This window comes from Cellulosilyticum sp. I15G10I2, from assembly GCF_900095725.1.
GTDB lineage: Bacteria > Bacillota > Clostridia > Lachnospirales > Cellulosilyticaceae > FMMP01.
In genome coordinates this window covers 16,201-35,007 of record NZ_FMMP01000021.1, presented here as the reverse complement: position 1 = coordinate 35,007, position 18,807 = coordinate 16,201, and the positions used below count along the sequence as shown (strand labels likewise).

The window sequence follows — 18,807 nt, the reverse complement described above, 5'->3', positions numbered from 1 at the left end:
TTTGGTATTGCTTGTATTCGCGGTGTACTATATACTATTCTATAGAGCAATATATGAAAAAGAAAGTGTTTATACTATGCTATAAATTGAGGGTTATTGTATGATTATTTTAAATTTAATACGAGGCATGTTTATGGCCTTTGCAGACAGTGTACCAGGCGTTTCTGGAGGAACAGTAGCTTTTGTAATGGGGTTCTATAATGAATTTATTAGTTCTATAAGTATTTTAGCCTCTGGAGCTTCTTTTCAAACTAAAAAGAAGGCCCTTACCTTTTTGATGAAAATAGGACTAGGTTGGGGCATTGGCATGATTACGTCTATTCTTTTTATTTCATCTGTTTTTGAACGTCAAATTTATGATATCAGTTCATTATTTGTAGGATTTATTCTTTTCTCCATTCCTATCGTTCTTAAAGAAGAAAAAAAGAATCTAAAATCAAATTATAATCATCTTATATACTTATTAATAGGCATGATCTTGGTGTCTTTGATCACTTATTTTAATCCTGTTTCTAATGGAGCGATTAAAAATATTTCTATTAATCAACTTTCTCCAAGTTTAGCTGCATATATCTTTATAGCTGGAGCTGTTGCAATCTCTGCTATGATTCTTCCTGGTATTTCTGGCTCTACACTGTTATTAATATTTGGATTATATACCCCTATTATTACCGCTGCTAAACATGTTATTCTTTTTAACTTTGCTTACCTACCTATTTTAATTGTTTTTGGCTTAGGTATTTTATTTGGGGTTATAACCTTTGTAAGACTTTTAAATCACTTACTTAAAACAAAGCGTTCTCAGCTTATATACTTCATCCTAGGGTTAATGATTGGCTCTCTTTATGCAGTATTTATGGGTCCTACAACTTTAGATAAGCCTCTCGCCTCTATGAGTTTTGAAACCTTTAACTTTATGTTTTTTTTAGTTGGAGGACTTATCATTCTCCTTCTTGATAGTTTAAGATACTTTGTAAAATCAAAATAATTGTAAAATTTTTCCCTCTGTAGTCCGTATCCAAAAAGGATATCGGCTTCAGAGGGATTATTTTATAACTATACTTCAATAAAATCTTAAATTACTTGTTATTTAGCGTTGCACCTATAAAATCTCTAAATAACGCATGTGGCCTATTAGGTCTTGATAAAAATTCTGGATGGAACTGAACCCCTACAAACCATGGATGATCTTCGATTTCTACAATTTCTACAAGTCTGTCATCCGGTGATGTACCTGTTATTTTAAGACCTTTACTTGTTAAAAGCTCCCTGTATTCATTATTATATTCATACCTATGTCTATGTCTTTCTTCAACCGCATCTTTCCCATAAGCTCTTGACGCATTAGTCTCTGGTTTGAGTTTACAAGGATAAGCCCCAAGCCTCATAGTCCCACCCATATCTTCAATATCTTTTTGATCTGGCATAAGATCTATCACTGGATATCTCGTATTTGGAGAAAGTTCAGAACTATGTGCACCGTCTAACTCAGCTACATTTCTTGCAAATTCAATAACTGCACACTGCATGCCTAAACAAATACCAAAAAATGGAATCTTGTTCTCTCTTGCAAATCTTACAGCTTCCAGTTTTCCTTCAACGCCTCTATCTCCAAATCCACCTGGTACAAGTACACCATCTGCATTTTTTAGCATATCCTCAACATTTTCACGTGTAACCTGCTCTGCATTAACCCAATCAATTTCTACAAATGATCCATGATAAATACCTGCATGGTGAAGAGATTCTACAATAGATAAATAGGCATCATGCAGTTCTACATACTTCCCAACTAATGCTATTTTTGTTTTTTTATCTCGATTTCTTTCCTTTTCGACCATTGCCTGCCATTCAGTTAGGTCTGGTGTACCCGCCTCCATATGAAGTTTTCTGCAGACTATTTTAGCTAGTCCTTCTTCTTCTAACATAAGTGGTACTTGATAGAGGGTCTCAGCATCAAGATTTTGGACAACACAGTCTTTTTCAACATTGCAAAATAGTGCGATTTTATACTTCATATCTTCTGATATCGGATGTTCTGTACGACATACAATAATATCTGGCTGGATACCGATAGAGAGAAGCTCCTTTACCGAATGCTGTGTCGGCTTAGTTTTCATTTCACCTGACATGCCAAGGTAAGGGATAAGTGTTACATGGATATATAGCACATTTTCTTTCCCCACATCTGTTGCAACTTGTCTAATCGCTTCAAGATAAGGCAAACTTTCAATATCTCCTACAGTTCCACCAATTTCTGTAATAACAATATCTGAGGTATCTCCTGTATTGCCTACTCTGTACACACAGTCTTTAATCATATTCGTAATATGAGGAATGACCTGAACTGTCGCACCTAGGTAATCGCCTCTACGTTCTTTATTTAAAACTGACCAGTATATTTTCCCTGTAGTTACATTACTGTATTTATTGAGTTTCTCATCAATAAATCTTTCATAATGGCCTAAATCTAAATCCGTTTCACTGCCATCATTTGTTACAAACACCTCACCATGCTGATAAGGACTCATTGTACCTGGATCTATATTAATATATGGATCAAATTTTTGAATTGTAACTTTTTTCCCTCTTGCTTTTAAAAGCCTTCCTAAACAAGCAGCCGTAATCCCTTTACCTAAACCTGAAACAACTCCTCCTGTAACAAAAATATATTTTGTAGACATTTTTTCACCTCAACAATATTTGTATTTATATCTTCTCATCATCAACCTTTATATTTTATTATTATAATAGCAGAGTGTCAAGTAACGTTATCATTATCTTTTGTTTTTAGATATATTTTTATCCTCTTAGCTAGTATCTAACAATAAGTGGCAAAGTTTTTTGTTCTTTTCAACATAAAAATCCCCATCTTTTTAATCAGGAGATTTTTACATTCTTTTTATTATGCCTAAGTACTAAACTTAAGTTTATTTTTTCAAACCTAATACTTTATAATTCTTAAACTCTTTTACATTACTTATCAAAGCTTCATATTTTGTATTTACGGTACCTATTTGCATCAGCATTTCCTGCATATCATGTTCTAATCCTTGCAGCGTGGAAACTGTTGTATTAATAAGTGCGACTTCTTGTTCTATATTTTGGGCACATGCACATGAAGCATCTGCATTCTGTGTAAGCTCTTTAATATAGTGATTAATACTGCTCATTTCTTTTTGGATCTCAGCTGTATTTGTCTTACTATCTTGTATATTTTTATCAACTTGCTCAATCTTTGCTTCAATTTTTCCTATACCAATTGTAGTTGCCTCTACTTCTTCACTGGTTTTAAGAGATGCTTGCTCGAGCTCTCCTAAAAATTTAGTCATATTATCAAGAAGTTCTTTAGTCCCATCCGATAACTTTCTAATCTCTTCTGCAACTACTGCAAAACCTCTTCCTGCCTCACCAGCTCTCGCTGCTTCTATTGAAGCATTAAGAGCAAGCAGATTCGTCTGCTCTGCTATAGAGGAAATACCTGTGATATTACTTGTTACATTTTGCGCAGTTTCAATAAATGTTGTTACTTGTTTTTTCATAGACTGTGCTGTTGTATTAATTCCTCTAACAGCTTTTGTAATTGTTACAAGCAGCTTTTCTATATGTTCTGTTGTATCAGCTGATACTTTGATCTTTTCATTGATTCCACTAACAGTTGTGGTTATTTCTTCAGACTCTGCTGATGCTTTTTGCTTTACAGCTGCAAAAGTTCCAAGTTTACTATCTACCGCTCTTTCAATATCAGTAAGTCTTCCTATTTGATCTGTTAAAACACTTACTTCCTTTGCTGCTACATTTTTCAATCCATCTACATCACCTTTTATACCTTGTAAATCTAATAATAGATGATTTGTTTTTGCTTTTATTGCGATAATTTCTTCTACTGTCTCTGCCTTTAAAATGGATTGCTTACTTTTACTTAAGGCTTCAAGTAAGACCTCAAGTTCTCCTTCTGCTAACCTCTTAACTAACTCTACTTCTTGTTTTTTAATAAACATATTGTATCCCCCTTAGTTTTGATTGTCTTTAGCGGTACTTATTTAAAATGTTTATGATTTTATCAATTGCCTTTATTTGAGTAGCTTGCTGCATGGCATTTTTATACTTAAGTTTATTTTTATGAAGCAAATTCAAACGCTCTATAAGTGTTTCTTCGTTAAGTTCCTCTTCAATCAAAATTTCACAATATCCTTTACTTTTCATAGCATTGGCATTAAGTAATTGGTCTCCTCTGCTTGCTGCTTGTGATAATGGAACAAGTAAACTTGGAATGTTAAGTGCAACAATCTCTGAAAGCGCATTAGCGCCTGCTCGAGACAGCATAAGATCTGTCATTGCAAATAGGTCTGGCAATTCCTTTCCTACATACTCAAATTGTTTATACCCTTCCAATTCTCTAAGTGAATCATCCACATTGCCTTTTCCACAGATATGAATAACATTAAATGTTTTCGTTAGAACCGGAAGAGCTTTCCTTAAAGTATTGTTAATTTTAACTGATCCCAAACTGCCTCCCATCATCAAAAGAACTGGCCTTTGAGCTTTAAAGCTGCAAAGTTGATTGCCTTTTTCTGCACAGCCTTCAAAGAGTGCTTTTCTAATAGGTGATCCTGTTAAAATACCTTTATCCCCAACATATCTAAGTGTCTCTTCAAAATTAACACAGATTATTTTAGCACCTTTCATTGCAATTTTGTTTGCAAGACCCGGTGTAATATCTGATTCATGCAGTACAACAGGTATCCTTAGCGTATTCGCTGCCAAAACAACTGGAACTGTAACATATCCTCCCTTAGAAAAAACCACCTTCGGCTTTAATTTTTTTAAGATCTTATAAGCATCGAAGAAACCCTTAATAACTTTAAAAGGATCTTTTAGATTTTGAACCGAAAGATATCTTCTTAATTTTCCTGATGCAATACCATAATAGGGAATACCCTCTTTTGTAATAAGTTCCTTTTCGATCCCCTGGAAACTCCCAATGTATCTAATATCCCATCCATTTTCTTTAAGACTTGGTATTAATGCAATATGAGGTGTTACATGTCCTGCGGTGCCACCACCTGTAAGTACAATGGTATTCACTTAACCGACCTCCTTATTTTATTGAATTAATGACAGCTTTTGCCACTTTATCTGCTATGCCTTTATCGAAAGGTTTAGGAAGTATATTATCAGGCGCTAACGCATCGGCATCTATCATACCGGCTATCGCCTCTGCTGCCCCAATTTTCATATCTTCGGTAATTTGTGAAGCCCTTGCCATAAGCGCACCTTTAAATATCCCAGGAAATACAAGCACATTATTAACTTGATTTGGAAAGTCTGATCTGCCAGTTCCGACGATCAGTGCACCTGCTTCTTTTGCATCATCTGGCATGATTTCTGGTGTCGGATTCGCCATAGCAAAAACGATAGCATCTTTGTTCATACTGCTTATCATTTCTTTAGAAACAATATTAGGTGCAGATACTCCAATAAATATATCGGCTTCTTTTAACGCATCACTTAGTGAACCTTTTAATTTCCTTAAATTGGTACATTTACAAAGATCCTTTTGGGCCCAGTTCATCCATGTCTCACTGTCTTCTAAAATACCCAATCTATCCACCATCGTAATATCTTTGAAGCCGTAATATAAGAGTAATTTCGTAATAGCTATTCCCGCTGAACCAGCTCCATTTACAACAACTTTTACGCTCTCTTTGTCTTTATGTGTTACTTTAAGTGCATTAATAACCCCTGCCAAAACAACAATTGCTGTACCATGCTGATCATCATGAAACACTGGGATATCAAGCTCTTTTTTTAGAGCTTCTTCTATTTGAAAACATCTAGGTGCTGCAATGTCTTCTAGATTAATACCACCAAATGTAGGCGCAATCTGTTTGATAAATTTAATAATTTCATCCGTATCTTTAGTATCTATACAAATTGGGATAGCATTAATACCACCAAATTCTTTGAAAAGCACTGCTTTTCCTTCCATAACTGGCAGGGCTGCTTCCGGCCCAATATCGCCAAGCCCAAGTACAGCTGTCCCATCTGAGATAACAGCAACTGTATTACCCTTCATAGTATATTTATACACGTTTTCTTTGTCTGCAGCTATTTCTCTGCATGGTTCCGCAACGCCTGGTGTATATGCTATAGATAAATCCTCTTTATTATCTACTTTTGATTTAGAAACAATCTCTAGCTTTCCTTGCCACATTTCATGCATTTGTAAAGCTTTTTCCCTTAAATTCATTCTTTAATTCTCCTTTAGCAACTGGGCGCGTCCTCTATATTTTTCCCAAAATAGTGCAGCTCATAAACAAATACATACTATTTATGAGCCTAAATCTTATTTTTATTATTCTTCTATTATATTAATAATACTATTTCATTCTATATGAAGTCAATATACATTAATAGGCGCACTATAATATTTTAGCATAGCTTCGCTCCACCTTAACCAGCTAAACATCATTATTAATTGCTACCTATAGAACAATACAGGCCACCTATTCTTTTTTCAAGAACCGAGGCAGCCTGTTTTATGCTATCTATTTATGATGCCCTTTAATGGACCTATAAACTAACTCTTATTTTTTCTTAATATACTTTCTTGTATCAATTGCAACAGCTATGATAATAATAAGACCTTTTATAATATATTGAATATAAGGACTTACATTAACATACGCGAGTCCGTAGTTGATAACTTGGAAGATAAATACCCCTGTTACAATACCAGCTATAGAACCTACTCCGCCGCTGAAGGAAACCCCGCCAACTACACAGGCTGCAATAGCATCTAGTTCATAACCATTTCCTAAGTTATTTGTAGCACTTCCTGTACGTGCAACTTCCAAACATCCTGCAAAACCGTAAAGTATCCCAGCTATAACAGATACAAGAATAATAGTCTTTGTAATACTTACACCGGAAACTGCCGCTGCTTCTGCGTTACCTCCAACAGCAAACATATTTTTACCAAGCGTTGTTTTGTTCCAAATAAACCATACAATGAGTACTGTAATGGCTGCATAGATTACAAGATAAGGAATACCAATGTCCCCTATTTGCAAGCTGCCTTGCGCAAACTTAGTAAATTTTGGATCAAGTCCAGCTATCGGAGAAGCTCCTACCGCATCATAATACAGTGATGCGACCCCATAAATGACAAGCTGCATCCCCAGTGTTGCAATAAAAGGTGTTACATGGAATTTTGCTATAATTACACCATTAATAGTTGAAGCAATTGTTGTGAGTGTAATACATAACAAAATAGGTAATATAATTGCAAGTTGAGGAAGTTCTGGGAAAATCCTTCTTGCATAATCAGGAGACTGAAGAAGTGAAGCGGATACTACTGCGGCTAGTCCAACCATACGTCCGACTGAAAGATCAGTTCCTGCGAGTACAAGAAGTCCTGCAACTCCAAGTGCAAGTATTGTACGTGTAGAAGCTTGTGTAATAATAAAAGTAAAGTTCTTCATAGATAAAAATGAATTATCCATAGAAATAATAATACCTACAAGTATTAAAAGTACTACATAAATAGCATTATTAAGCAAAAAATCTACAATGCTTTTTCTATCTATATTTTTAAGTGTGTTTTGTATTTTTTCCATTATGATTTCCTCCCTTATAGATATTTGGCTGCAAGCCTTAAAATTTCTTCTTGATTGGTTTCTTTGGTATTTACTATACCAGCAACCCGGCCATTACTCATTACCAGAATTCTATCCGTTATCCCTAAAAGCTCTGGCATTTCAGAGGAAATCATGATTATTCCTTTTTGCTTATTAGCAAGATCTAAAATGAGTTGATAAATCTCGTACTTAGCGCCAACATCTATCCCTCTTGTAGGTTCGTCTAACATAAGTATTTCCGGTTCGGTAAGCAGCCATCGTCCAAGGATAACCTTTTGTTGATTACCTCCAGATAAAGACCTGATAAGTGTTTTTTGAGAAGGTGTTTTTACTTTCATACTGCTAATAACCCACTCCGTATCCTTCTCTAACCTTTTATCATTTAATATACCAAATTTATTTGCGTATGCATTAAGATTAGCTATTATAGAGTTAAATCTAATCCCCAGCACTCCAAAAATACCGGTTTGTCTTCTGTCTTCTGTAAGTAAGGCAAACCCATTTTTAATCGCCTCTTTAGCATGTTTGTTATTGATCGTTTTACCGTGTAAAATAACGTCTCCAGATTCTTTCTTTCTGACACCAAATATGGTTTCAACAATTTCTGTTCTTTTTGAGCCCATAAGCCCTGCAACCCCAAGCACCTCGCCTTTTTTAAGTTCAAATGACACATCTACAATAGAAGGCTGATAGGTGGCTGTAAGATTCTTAACTTCTAAAATGACTTCCCCAGGTACATTATCTTTAGGCGGAAAACGCTGACTTAAGTCTCTTCCCACCATTAAATTAATAATTTTATCAGTTGTTAGTTCTGCTGCTGGCAGTGTATCAATCCATTTACCATCTCTCATAATTGTAACATCATCACATATTTTTAAAATCTCTTCCATTTTATGTGATATATATATAATGCCGCATCCTTGGCTTTTTAGCTTATTAATAATTCTAAATAAATGTTCAACCTCTTTTTCTGTAAGTGATGAGGTTGGTTCATCCATTACAATAACTTTAGAGTTATATGAAACCGCTTTTGCTATTTCAACCATTTGTTGCTGTGATAAGGATAAGTTCTCAATCTTTTCTTTTGGATCTATATCTATTGATAAGTCTTCAAAAATACTCTTGGTTTTTTCATACATTTCTTTCTCAGCAATTACAATTCCTTTTTTAGGAAATCTGCCAAGCCAAATATTATCCATAACTCTTGTTTGTCTTACTTGATTTAATTCTTGATGTACCATGGATACACCATGTTCTAATGCTTGTTTAGGATTGATAAAATTAACTCTAGTACCATTTAGGTAGATCTCTCCAGAATCTTCCAAATAGATTCCAAACAGACATTTCATAAGTGTTGATTTTCCTGCCCCATTTTCTCCCATCAGCGCATGAACTGTTCCTGCTTTAAGACTCAGCTGGGCACCATCTAAAGCTTTAACTCCTGGGAATTCTTTATTGATATCTTTCATCTCTAGCAGATACATTGTCTTTGTCATTATAGAGTTCACCACACTTTACTATAAAATATTTTGCAGACAAGAACTTCAGTTTGGGTCCTTGCCTGCACATTAAATAAGTAATTATTTTGTTACAGCTACATAAGGTACACGAACAGCTCTAGTTGCATCTAATACCCAGTTTGTTCCTTCAACAACATCTTTGCCAAGGGCTGCATTAACCGCTAACTCTAAAGTTGCTTTACCTTGATTGTCAGCATCATTAAGTACTGTACCAGCCATTTGTCCTTTTTCAACAAGGTCAAGTGCTTCTGGGATAGCATCTACACCAACAACCGGCATAAATTTATCGCCTTCAAAGTATCCAGCAGCTTTTAAAGCTTCTACAGCGCCTAAAGCCATACCATCATTGTTACAGATAATCATTTCAATATTATCACCATGAGCTGCAAGCCATGTTTCCATAAGCTCTTTACCTTTCGCTGCATCCCACATACCTGTTTGCTTAGCAAGTTCTTGTACTTCAATACCAGCTGCTACAACTGTATCTACTGAATATTTTGTTCTTGCTTCAGCATCTGGATGTCCTGGTTCACCCATAAGCATTACATATTGCATTTTGCCATCACCATTTTTATCCCAGTTTGCATTAGCTTTCCATGCATCTACGATAAGTTCACCTTGGATTACACCTGATTCAGCTGATGTTGTTCCAACATACCAAGCATTATCATACCCAACTTTATCAGTACCATCTGGATATTCTTTATTAAAGAAGATTACAGGGATACCTGCTGCTTTTGCTTTTTCTGCTATTGCTGGTGCTGCACCTGGGTCAACTAAGTTAATAGCAAGTGCTTTAACGCCTTTTGCAATCATTGCATCTACTTGATCATTTTGTTTTGCTTGGTCATTTTGTGAATCATTCATGATAAGCTGTGCTTTACCATCTGCTGCTTTTTCAATGTTTTGTCTTACAAAAGACATAAAGTTATCATCATATTTATAAATAGTTACTCCGATAAGTGGCAACTCCTCTGACGCTGGTGCTGCAGCCTCAGTTTTTGCACTTTCTGCTGGTGCACTAGTGTCTGCTGCTGGTTTACTTGGTGAGCAAGCTGTTATTCCCATAGCCATTGTTGCGATAAGTAAAAAACTAAATATTTTTCTCATTTTTTTCCCCCTTGAGTATTATGTTTTGGATACTTGTTTGTGTATCTGTACTCATTGTACTCATAAATACTTCTAACTTGAATAAGTTTTCTTATGATGTTATGTGTTATTTTTACCTAAAAAAAGAATACCCAAAGTATACTTTCATACTCCAGGTATTATTTTTTATCCACTTTGTTATAATTTTTTACTTAGTTTATGGCCTCTTTAGTAATTATTTTATGAGGTATCCATAGATACTTCCCGTCATTCTCATAATCTAATACAATTTGAGACTGCGCGCCTGTAGACAAATTATACAACTTGCCAAAAATAGCTTTTCCTTGCGCATCCGCATTATTTAAAACCGTCCCCAGCATCTTATCATCTTTTATAGCTTGCAGTGCTTGGGTTAATCCGTCAACTCCTATTACTGGAATACTTTTATTATCTTTAAAATAGCCTCTTGCTTCCAAAGCCTCTATTGCTCCCAGCGCCATTTCATCATTATTAGATAAAATAACTTCTATATGATTTTCAAACTGCTCGATCCATTCTAATATTTTATCTTTCGCTTCCCCTCGCTGCCACATAGCCGTATCCATAGCCAGGTTTTCTGTTTTAATTGCCGCATCCTCTAAAACCTTAATACTATGATAAGATCTTAAAATGCTGTCTTGATGACCAGGCTCTCCTTCTAGCATGACATACTGAATGATGCCATCGCCATTTCTGTCAATTTTCATACCACCAGTAATCGCATCAAGAAGTATCTGACCTTGCATCTCTCCCGCCTCTGCAGCATGCGCGCCTATGTAATAAACCTGATCCCACTTATTCATATCTTGTGGTACAGGTTCTCTATTAAAAAAAACGACAGGGATTTTAGCCTCTTTTACTTTATCAATAACATTAGCTGACTCTGCACGATCAACTATATTAATAGCTATAGCATCATATTTTTGTTTAATAAGTTCATCTATTTGTGTATTTTGAAGCTGCTGATCATTTTTACTATCCAGCACATCAATTATAATCTTGCCTTGCGAAAGTTCTTGTTCTTCTTCTGCGTACCTCGTAATACTATCAGCTATATTCATAACAAAAGGATCCGCAGCATTATAAAGTACTACCCCCACTCTCATCTGATTTTTTGCAGACGCTAAAGAAGTATCTGTAATAGATAAAGGCATGCATCCCCCTAAACTTAACAGCCCCGTAATACTTACTAGTATTAGAGACTTTATCTTTTTAAAACTTCCCCTCATTCTAATCCCTCCTTATATTTAGCCCCTATTCTCTAAAGATTCTAAAATCAAGTATAAGTTAAAGGTATTTTGATGTATATGGTTGTTCCTTCTTCAAGCTTACTTTCTACTTGCATGCCATAATCTTGTCCATAATATAATTTTATTCTCTCATTAACATTTTTAACACCTACGCCTGATCCCTTTGTTTTTATCTCTTGTTCTTTATCAAAAAGCTTCAGCCGTGTTTCTTCTGACATACCTATGCCATTATCACTTATTTCATAAATAAGCTTATCCGCATCAACTTTCACAGAGATGTTTATCTCTCCTTTTTCAAGTATATATTCAATACCATGATATAATGCATTTTCAATAAGGGGCTGTAAAATAAGCTTTAATGTTTTGGCATTAAGCGCCTCTTCATCTGTTTTAATATTAAATTCAAACTTGTTTTTATATCTTATCTTTTGGATAGCTAAATAGTTTCTAGCATGTTCAAGTTCTTCTCTTACTGTAATGATATTTCTTCCAGAACTTATACCTATTCTGAAAAATCTTGATAGGGCTGTAATCATCATAATCGCTTCTTCTATTTTATCACTTTCTGCAAGCCATATAATAGAGTCAAGCGTATTATAAAGAAAATGAGGATTGATTTGAGATTGAAGAGCTTCTAACTCTTTCTTACGCTTATCATCTTGCTCTATAACAATCTCATGCATGAGCTCTTTTATCCTGCTTACCATCGCATTAAAGCTCTTTGCTAGATGTGAAACAATATACTCACCACTCTCATCTATTTGTATATCAAATCTGCCTTCTTCTACAAGGTTCATAGACTTTTGCAATTTATAAAGCGGGGAAGATAGTCGTGACGAGATAAAAAGGGTCCCTATTACACACATCACAATGCCTATCATTAAAACAATAATTAGAAAACGGTTTAATTCCGTGTAGGTAAATAAAATTTTATCCAGCCTCCATGTAGCTACAATCTTCCATCCTGTATAGCCAGCTGTTTTAACAGTAACAAGTAGTCTTTTACCATCTATTCTACGTGTGTAGTTGCCATCTTCCCAATAAGCAAGTTGTTCATCATAAAGACCTATTTGGTTCTCATCACCATAAATCATGCTGCCGCTTGAAGATAATATCGAGATACTGCCTACATCATCTTCTGAAATAGCACCACATATATTTTCAATCCCTTTCATGTTCATATCTACAAGCAAAACGCCTTGTATAATTCTGCCATTTTCATTAAGTGATACAGCTCTACTTAATGATATCACCCACTGATCATGACCTTCAAATAAATCTTGTTTATGAGGGCTTGAAAAATGAATATTTTCTGGTCTATTGAGCGAATTTTGAAACCATTTTTGCTGGGTTACATCTATTCCTTCTTTCAGTTTAGCATACTGACTGTTTGCTATCAGTTCACCATTACTCTTAAAGAGTACAAGGCTTGCAATATCATTATTAGTTGTTTGAATAACATTCATTTCACTTGCAAAATTATTACTTGCTATATTTTGCTTTTTAATAATTTTATAATAGAGCGTATTTGAGACATTCATCATGTTACGCGTATACGTATCTAAACTATATTTAACCTGAGTAAGCAGCTGATCCACGGCTTTACTTGCATAGGCTTCTGAGGTAGAACTAAATTTTTCATAAAGTGAAACGCCTGTAAAAAGCATGCCAATGACAATAATGGTTGTAAAGTAAATAATCATCAGTGACTTAATACTTTTTAACTTTGAGATTTTATCTTGTCTGTTAGACTTTGCCATTTCTATACTCCGTTGGTGATATACCAGTAGCTTTCTTGAATACATAACTAAAGTAATGTCCTTCTGAATAGCCTACCTTGTTGCCTATATCAAAAGCCTTAAGTTCAGTGGTTCTTAAGAGCTCTTTTGCCTTATCAATTCTAATGAGTGTTAAATAATTTGTAAATGTAAGTTTGGTTTCTTTCTTAAAAAGAGCAGAAAAATAGTTCGTGGAGATATGCAGGTAGTTGCATAGCTTCTCCGCACTTAATTCTTCATCAGAATAGTTTTGTTTAATATATTCCTTAGCGCGTTCTATGAGTTCATTTTTATTCGTATTTCTTTTAAGAGAAATTTCTTTTGATAGTATAATACAAATATTACAAAGCCATTCCTTTATTTCTTCTTTGGTTTTAAAGTTATTAATAATAGTTAAAAAATTATCTTCTTTATTAAACAAGCTGGATAAACCAAGTTCCATCGTTCTTTTTAATTTAAGAATACTGGATATAATGTCCAGTATATAAAGCTGATAGTCTTTAAGTGCCAGCGTGACCCCTTCTATTCTGCCAACCAACATACTAATAACTTCTTCAATCTGATTGGCATTCCCTATTCTAATAGCTGCTAAAAGTTCTCTTTCATCCTTTTCATTAAAAACTACTTCAAAAGAGTGCGCAGGCTCTATATCTTCTATATAAATAATTCTATTACTTCCCACAATGACTGTATAATCAAGCGCCGCCACAGCCTCTTCATAGGATTTATAAAGCATAGGTTTATTCGTACATACTGTTCCTACACCTATTGTAATCGTTGTATTTAAATACTTCTGCACTGTGGCTCTAATTTGATCTAATCCTAAAAATATCATTTCATTTGTTTTTAAATCATCCCCTTCTAGGAGAGGGATAATAAGTACGATTTCGTTCATCTTCATAAAGGCGATACCTAAATCTTTAAGATTAACAATCTCTTCACAAATATTAAAAATAGCTATTTTTAATAAACTTTTATTTTTGGCTAAATTAGAGTCTGCTGTTTCCTTATTAAAATCATCTGGCCTAATCACCGCTGCAATAAATCTGTCTGCTGCTAAGCTTAGTTCAAAATTACTTATATTCTCAGCAATAACTTCCTCTGTTACATACTCTGTAATCCAATGATTTAAGAAGCGTTCCCTTAAAAGCGGCAAGCTTTTTTGATAGTTTATTTTAAGATTTTCTATGTTATTTATGGCTAATATCTCTTCATCTAATATGCCTTTAAGTTCTCTTAGAATCTCATTCATCTCGATAGAATTAATAGGCTTTAAAATATAGCGCATAACCCCAAGCTTAATAGCTATTTGTGCATATTCGAAATCATCAAAACCTGATAGTATAATTACTTTTGTAGTAGGAAAACGATATTTAATATTTTCAGCAAGTTTAATACCATCCATAAAAGGCATTCTAATATCTGTAAAAACAATATCCGGAACCGTTTTATCGATAATATCAAGAGCTTCTACACCATTTTCAGCTTCTCCAATAACACAAAAGCCTAACTCTTCCCATTTTATCTTTTTAATTATCCCTTTTCGGATCTCTTCTTCATCATCTACTAAAAGTATTTTATACAGACTCATTTCTTTCCTCCTATGCTGCACCCAGTAAGCCACTTGTCCCTCTATTTAAAGAACATTATAAACTGCCATGTCCAAACAATATAATTATATCATATATTACCAAAGGGTTTAAGTATATCTTAACTATTTTTATAACTTTCCACAAGCTTTATATTTTAGAATTTTATTTTATAGGGATTGTCCTAATAAATTTTTAATATATTTTTCTAAACATGTTTATTATATGATTTGCCGGTAATACTCTAACAGTATGTTAATCATCAGATTGATTTTAGACGAGATATATGTTAAAGTCATTGTGTATATCTTAAGAAAGGAGCCCTTACATATGTGTGGCTTTTGTGGCTTTATAGATACAAATTTAGATGATAAAGATTTAGTCTTAACAAATATGATGGATAAAATAGCGCATCGTGGACCAGATAGTTCTGGTAAATATATAGATGATTATATTGGAATGGGATTTCGACGCCTTAGTTTCCTAGATCTTGCCGCTGGTGCACAGCCCATTTATAACGAAGATGGTCGTTTTGTACTTACCTTTAATGGAGAAATCTATAACTTTCAAGCGATTAGAGAAAAACTTATCGCAGCTGGTCATGTCTTTAAAACCCATAGCGACTCCGAAGTCCTTATACATGGCTATGAAGAATACGGCACAGATCTTTTATCCCATTTAAGAGGTATGTTTGCTTTTGTCATTTGGGACAAAGAAGAACAGACCTTATTTGGCGCAAGAGATTTTTTTGGTATAAAACCTTTTTACTACACGCTTTTTAACAATAGTTTTGTATATGCTTCTGAGATCAAATCTATACTTGATCACCCCGGGGTCAAAAAAGAACTTAACGAAGAAGCTCTTGAAACTTATCTTACGTTTCAGTATTCTGCACTTCCTGAAACGTTTTTTAAAGATATTTTCAAACTTCCTCCCGCTCACTTCTTTGTGCTTAAAGAAGGCAAAATGACTATAAACCGTTATTGGGAGCCTGTTTTTAATGAAACAGATGGTACCCTTGAAGACTTTGTAGACACTATAGATGCAGGGATGAAAGAGTCTATAGAAGCTCATAAAATCAGCGATGTAGAAGTAGGTTGTTTCTTATCCAGCGGTGTTGATTCAAGCTATGTGGCAAGCTGCTTTAATGGTGATAATACTTTTACTGTAGGCTTTGATAACGAAAATTATAACGAAATAAGTTATGCCAAAGAACTCTCTAAAGAAATTAACATTCCTAATAAACACAAAGTAATCTCTCCGGAAGAATATTGGCAAGTACTTCCTAAAGTACAGTACCATATGGATGAACCCTTAGCGGATCCTTCTGCAGTTGCTTTGTATTTTGTAAGTGAACTTGCAAGCAAGCATGTTAAAGGGGTTTTATCCGGTGAAGGTGCGGACGAGCTCTTTGGAGGATACAATATCTATAAAGAACCTATAGATACTGCAAAATATCGAAGTCTTCCTAAAGCTTTTCGTAAATTTTTAGCTACCGCAGTTCAGCTTGTCCCCTTTAGTTTTAAAGGTAAAAACTTCTTAATTCGCGCAAGCAAAGATATTGAAGAGCGTTTTGTAGGTAATGCCTACATGTTCTCTGTGAAAGAACGTAAAGCACTCCTTAAAGTAACAACCTCTGCTAAAGACCCTTTTGAGTTTGTAAAACCTATTTATGATAAGGTTAAAACAAAAGAAGATGTGACTAAAATGCAGTATCTGGATATGCATATGTGGCTTGCTGGGGATATTCTCCTTAAAGCAGATAAGATGAGTATGGCGCATTCACTCGAGCTTCGTGTACCTTTCTTAGATAAAAAGGTGTTTGAAATAGCCTCGAAAATTCCGGTCAAGTATAAAGTTAATAAAGAAAACACTAAATATGCTATGAGGCTGGCTGCCAAACGCAATCTGCCACAAGCAGTAGCTAATAAGAAAAAATTAGGTTTTCCTGTTCCTATAAGAGTATGGCTTAAAGAAGATACCTACTACAATATTGTCAAAGATACTTTTACAAGCGGCGTAGCAGATAAGTATTTCGATACTAAGGCACTTATTAGTTTACTCGATAATCACCGCAAAGGTAAAGCAGATAACAGCCGTAAAATCTGGACTGTCTTTATGTTCCTGATATGGTATAAAGAGTACTTTGGTGAATCTATTTAAAACATGATAAAATACCAAAAGCTCCCTTTTGTTTGCAAAAGGGAGCTTTTGGTATTTTATAAAACAAAGTTATATTTTAAAATGTGAAATCTATATTGATCCACAACTTTTAATTTTTTCAAATACCTCAGCCAATTCCTCGATAGTAGTATCCTGACCAGATGTTTGATTAAGTCTTACCCCATCTCCATATTTTCTTGGAATGAGATGCAGGTGAAAGTGAAACACTGCTTGTCCAGCAGCTTCTCCATTATTCTGAACTATATTGATGCCATCTGCTTGCATCGCCTTACTAAGAAGCACCGCTATCTTCTTAGCTAATGGATACATACCATATGCCGTTTCATCCGGCATGTCAAATATATCTACATGATGACTTTTAGGCAAAATAAGCGCATGTCCTGGAGATGTTGGAAACCTATCTAATATCACTTTATACCTCTCATCCTCATAAATTGTAAATGAGGGAATATCTCCACTAATAATTTTGCAAAAAATACACTCTTCTTTCATTTCTTATCTCCTTTTATATTGATGTAAAAATCTGATCTAGTTTGGGTAAAATAGCAAAATTTCCTTTTACTTTAAGCCTGCCTAACATAAATGCCTTTTGATACGTAATCTTTTTTGCTAAAATTTCTGCGAGCACCTCTTCTGATAGCATAAATTCAACAACAGGCGCACTTGTCGTATTTTCTACATACTCACAGTCTCCATTATTAATAATAATAAAGCCTTCTTCATTAGAACTAGTAAGTGTATATTTAAGTACCATTTCTAGACTCTTATCGTGTTTAGCTATAAAATAATGTGGAATTTGATGCAATCTTTTAACACTTGCTTGTGACATGTTTGTTAAACTGGGTTTTTTATATATACCAGCACTCATAGCAGTAAATGTCTGAGCATTATCTTCTTCTGGCTCTTCACTTACTTGTTTCTTTAAGAGATGTGCTATATCTTTAATCGTCTTTTCTTTTGTGGATAAATTAGCAGGTGTCTCTTCAGCTAACACCTTTGAACTTTGAATCTTATTTTCTTGCTTTAAAAGGTCTACAAAACTTTTTATTTGTGGCTCTGCTATATAAGAAGGTTGCTCTTCTTGTGGTATTATACTCGTTTCTTCAATAGGACTACCTAGTCTTTCTAGAGATTGTCCTGACCTCAGATAATTGTATAGCCATCTTTCTGTTGATGCTATATTCTGTCTGTCTTGTTTCATAAGTCTATAGAAATCCTCTGTTAATCTTTCAAGTCTTTGAGAAATATCACTAAATGCCATGTTTTTGTTAAGACCTATTTTATAACCTTCTGCTCCCCCTATTATACTCCAGTTTTTAAGAATTTTTTCTGAGGCCTCTACCTCTCCTAACCATTCGCTATATGTAATCGCTAAAATAGGCTTATCAAATTCTTCTGAACTATACATCGTTGCCGAGTCAAAAAATGTCTGCATAGCCCCATGCATTGATAACATAGGCACATGTGTTATCGCAATAACACCTTTACTCGAATAAATACTTTGAACGACCTGATCCATTTCTTTAGTCTTTTTGCCATTAAAATAAGGCAGTTTATCAAGTTGTATCTGAGTGACTTCTACATCTAATTCTTTTAAGACCCTTGTAATAATAGCTATACTGTCTTTTAAGTATTGTGTTGTACATTGAGCAAGTATAAGTGTAACCTTCATTATAGTTATTCCCTCCTATATTAAGCGCCATATTCATTTTAAT

At 34.5% G+C, this 18,807-nt stretch carries 14 protein-coding genes; 2 read left to right on the top strand and 12 right to left on the bottom strand.

Translation table 11 applies throughout. The features are described 5' to 3' along the window. The first annotated feature begins 100 nt into the window (after positions 1–100). Positions 101–988: a DUF368 domain-containing protein gene (locus BN3326_RS18155; RefSeq protein WP_070000674.1), complete on the top strand. Its 888-nt coding sequence runs from the start codon at positions 101–103 to the stop codon at positions 986–988. A 91-nt stretch (positions 989–1,079) separates the two neighbouring features. Here the strand turns inward: BN3326_RS18155 and BN3326_RS18150 are convergent, their stop codons facing one another. From BN3326_RS18150 to BN3326_RS18105, 10 genes are all read right to left on the bottom strand, one after another. Then, positions 1,080–2,684, bottom strand: a complete 1,605-nt coding sequence (locus BN3326_RS18150) for a CTP synthase (protein WP_070000673.1) — start codon at positions 2,682–2,684, stop codon at positions 1,080–1,082. A gap of 246 nt (positions 2,685–2,930) precedes the next feature. Beyond that, entirely contained in the window at positions 2,931–4,001 is a 1,071-nt protein-coding gene (locus BN3326_RS18145) for a methyl-accepting chemotaxis protein (RefSeq protein ID WP_070000672.1), read from the bottom strand. Positions 4,002–4,029: 28 nt separating this feature from the next. Beyond that, entirely contained in the window at positions 4,030–5,088 is a 1,059-nt protein-coding gene (locus BN3326_RS18140; RefSeq protein ID WP_070000671.1) for an undecaprenyldiphospho-muramoylpentapeptide beta-N-acetylglucosaminyltransferase, read from the bottom strand. Positions 5,089–5,101: 13 nt separating this feature from the next. Beyond that, entirely contained in the window at positions 5,102–6,253 is a 1,152-nt protein-coding gene (locus BN3326_RS18135; RefSeq protein WP_070000670.1) for an NAD(P)-dependent malic enzyme, read from the bottom strand. A 337-nt stretch (positions 6,254–6,590) separates the two neighbouring features. Next, a complete protein-coding gene (gene mglC / locus BN3326_RS18130) occupies positions 6,591–7,622 on the bottom strand; it encodes a galactose/methyl galactoside ABC transporter permease MglC (RefSeq protein WP_070000669.1) in 1,032 nt (343 codons plus the stop codon). A gap of 14 nt (positions 7,623–7,636) precedes the next feature. Beyond that, positions 7,637–9,139: a galactose/methyl galactoside ABC transporter ATP-binding protein MglA gene (mglA, locus tag BN3326_RS18125; RefSeq protein WP_070000668.1), complete on the bottom strand. Its 1,503-nt coding sequence runs from the start codon at positions 9,137–9,139 to the stop codon at positions 7,637–7,639. 84 nt (positions 9,140–9,223) lie between these two features. Then, positions 9,224–10,273: a galactose/glucose ABC transporter substrate-binding protein MglB gene (gene mglB / locus BN3326_RS18120; RefSeq protein ID WP_070000667.1), complete on the bottom strand. Its 1,050-nt coding sequence runs from the start codon at positions 10,271–10,273 to the stop codon at positions 9,224–9,226. A 191-nt stretch (positions 10,274–10,464) separates the two neighbouring features. Continuing rightward, on the bottom strand, positions 10,465–11,520 hold the full coding sequence (locus BN3326_RS18115) for a galactose ABC transporter substrate-binding protein (protein ID WP_070000666.1): 1,056 nt from the start codon (positions 11,518–11,520) through the stop codon (positions 10,465–10,467). A gap of 47 nt (positions 11,521–11,567) precedes the next feature. Beyond that, positions 11,568–13,301: a cache domain-containing sensor histidine kinase gene (locus tag BN3326_RS18110; RefSeq protein WP_070000665.1), complete on the bottom strand. Its 1,734-nt coding sequence runs from the start codon at positions 13,299–13,301 to the stop codon at positions 11,568–11,570. After that, the gene (locus BN3326_RS18105; protein WP_083258920.1) at positions 13,288–14,910 is read right to left on the bottom strand and encodes a response regulator; all 1,623 of its coding nucleotides are present in this window, start codon (positions 14,908–14,910) and stop codon (positions 13,288–13,290) included. The genes BN3326_RS18110 and BN3326_RS18105 overlap by 14 nt, the downstream gene beginning before the upstream one ends. A gap of 328 nt (positions 14,911–15,238) precedes the next feature. Between BN3326_RS18105 and asnB the strand changes: the two genes are divergently transcribed. After that, a complete protein-coding gene (asnB, locus tag BN3326_RS18100) occupies positions 15,239–17,071 on the top strand; it encodes an asparagine synthase (glutamine-hydrolyzing) (protein ID WP_070000664.1) in 1,833 nt (610 codons plus the stop codon). A gap of 90 nt (positions 17,072–17,161) precedes the next feature. Here asnB and BN3326_RS18095 read toward each other — a convergent pair whose 3' ends face one another. Continuing rightward, positions 17,162–17,584: an HIT family protein gene (locus BN3326_RS18095; protein ID WP_070000663.1), complete on the bottom strand. Its 423-nt coding sequence runs from the start codon at positions 17,582–17,584 to the stop codon at positions 17,162–17,164. A gap of 13 nt (positions 17,585–17,597) precedes the next feature. Then, positions 17,598–18,764 carry an SCP2 sterol-binding domain-containing protein gene (locus BN3326_RS18090; protein WP_070000662.1) on the bottom strand — a complete coding sequence of 389 codons (1,167 nt, stop codon included), beginning with the start codon at positions 18,762–18,764 and terminating at the stop codon, positions 17,598–17,600. Between the last annotated feature and the right edge of the window lie 43 nt (positions 18,765–18,807).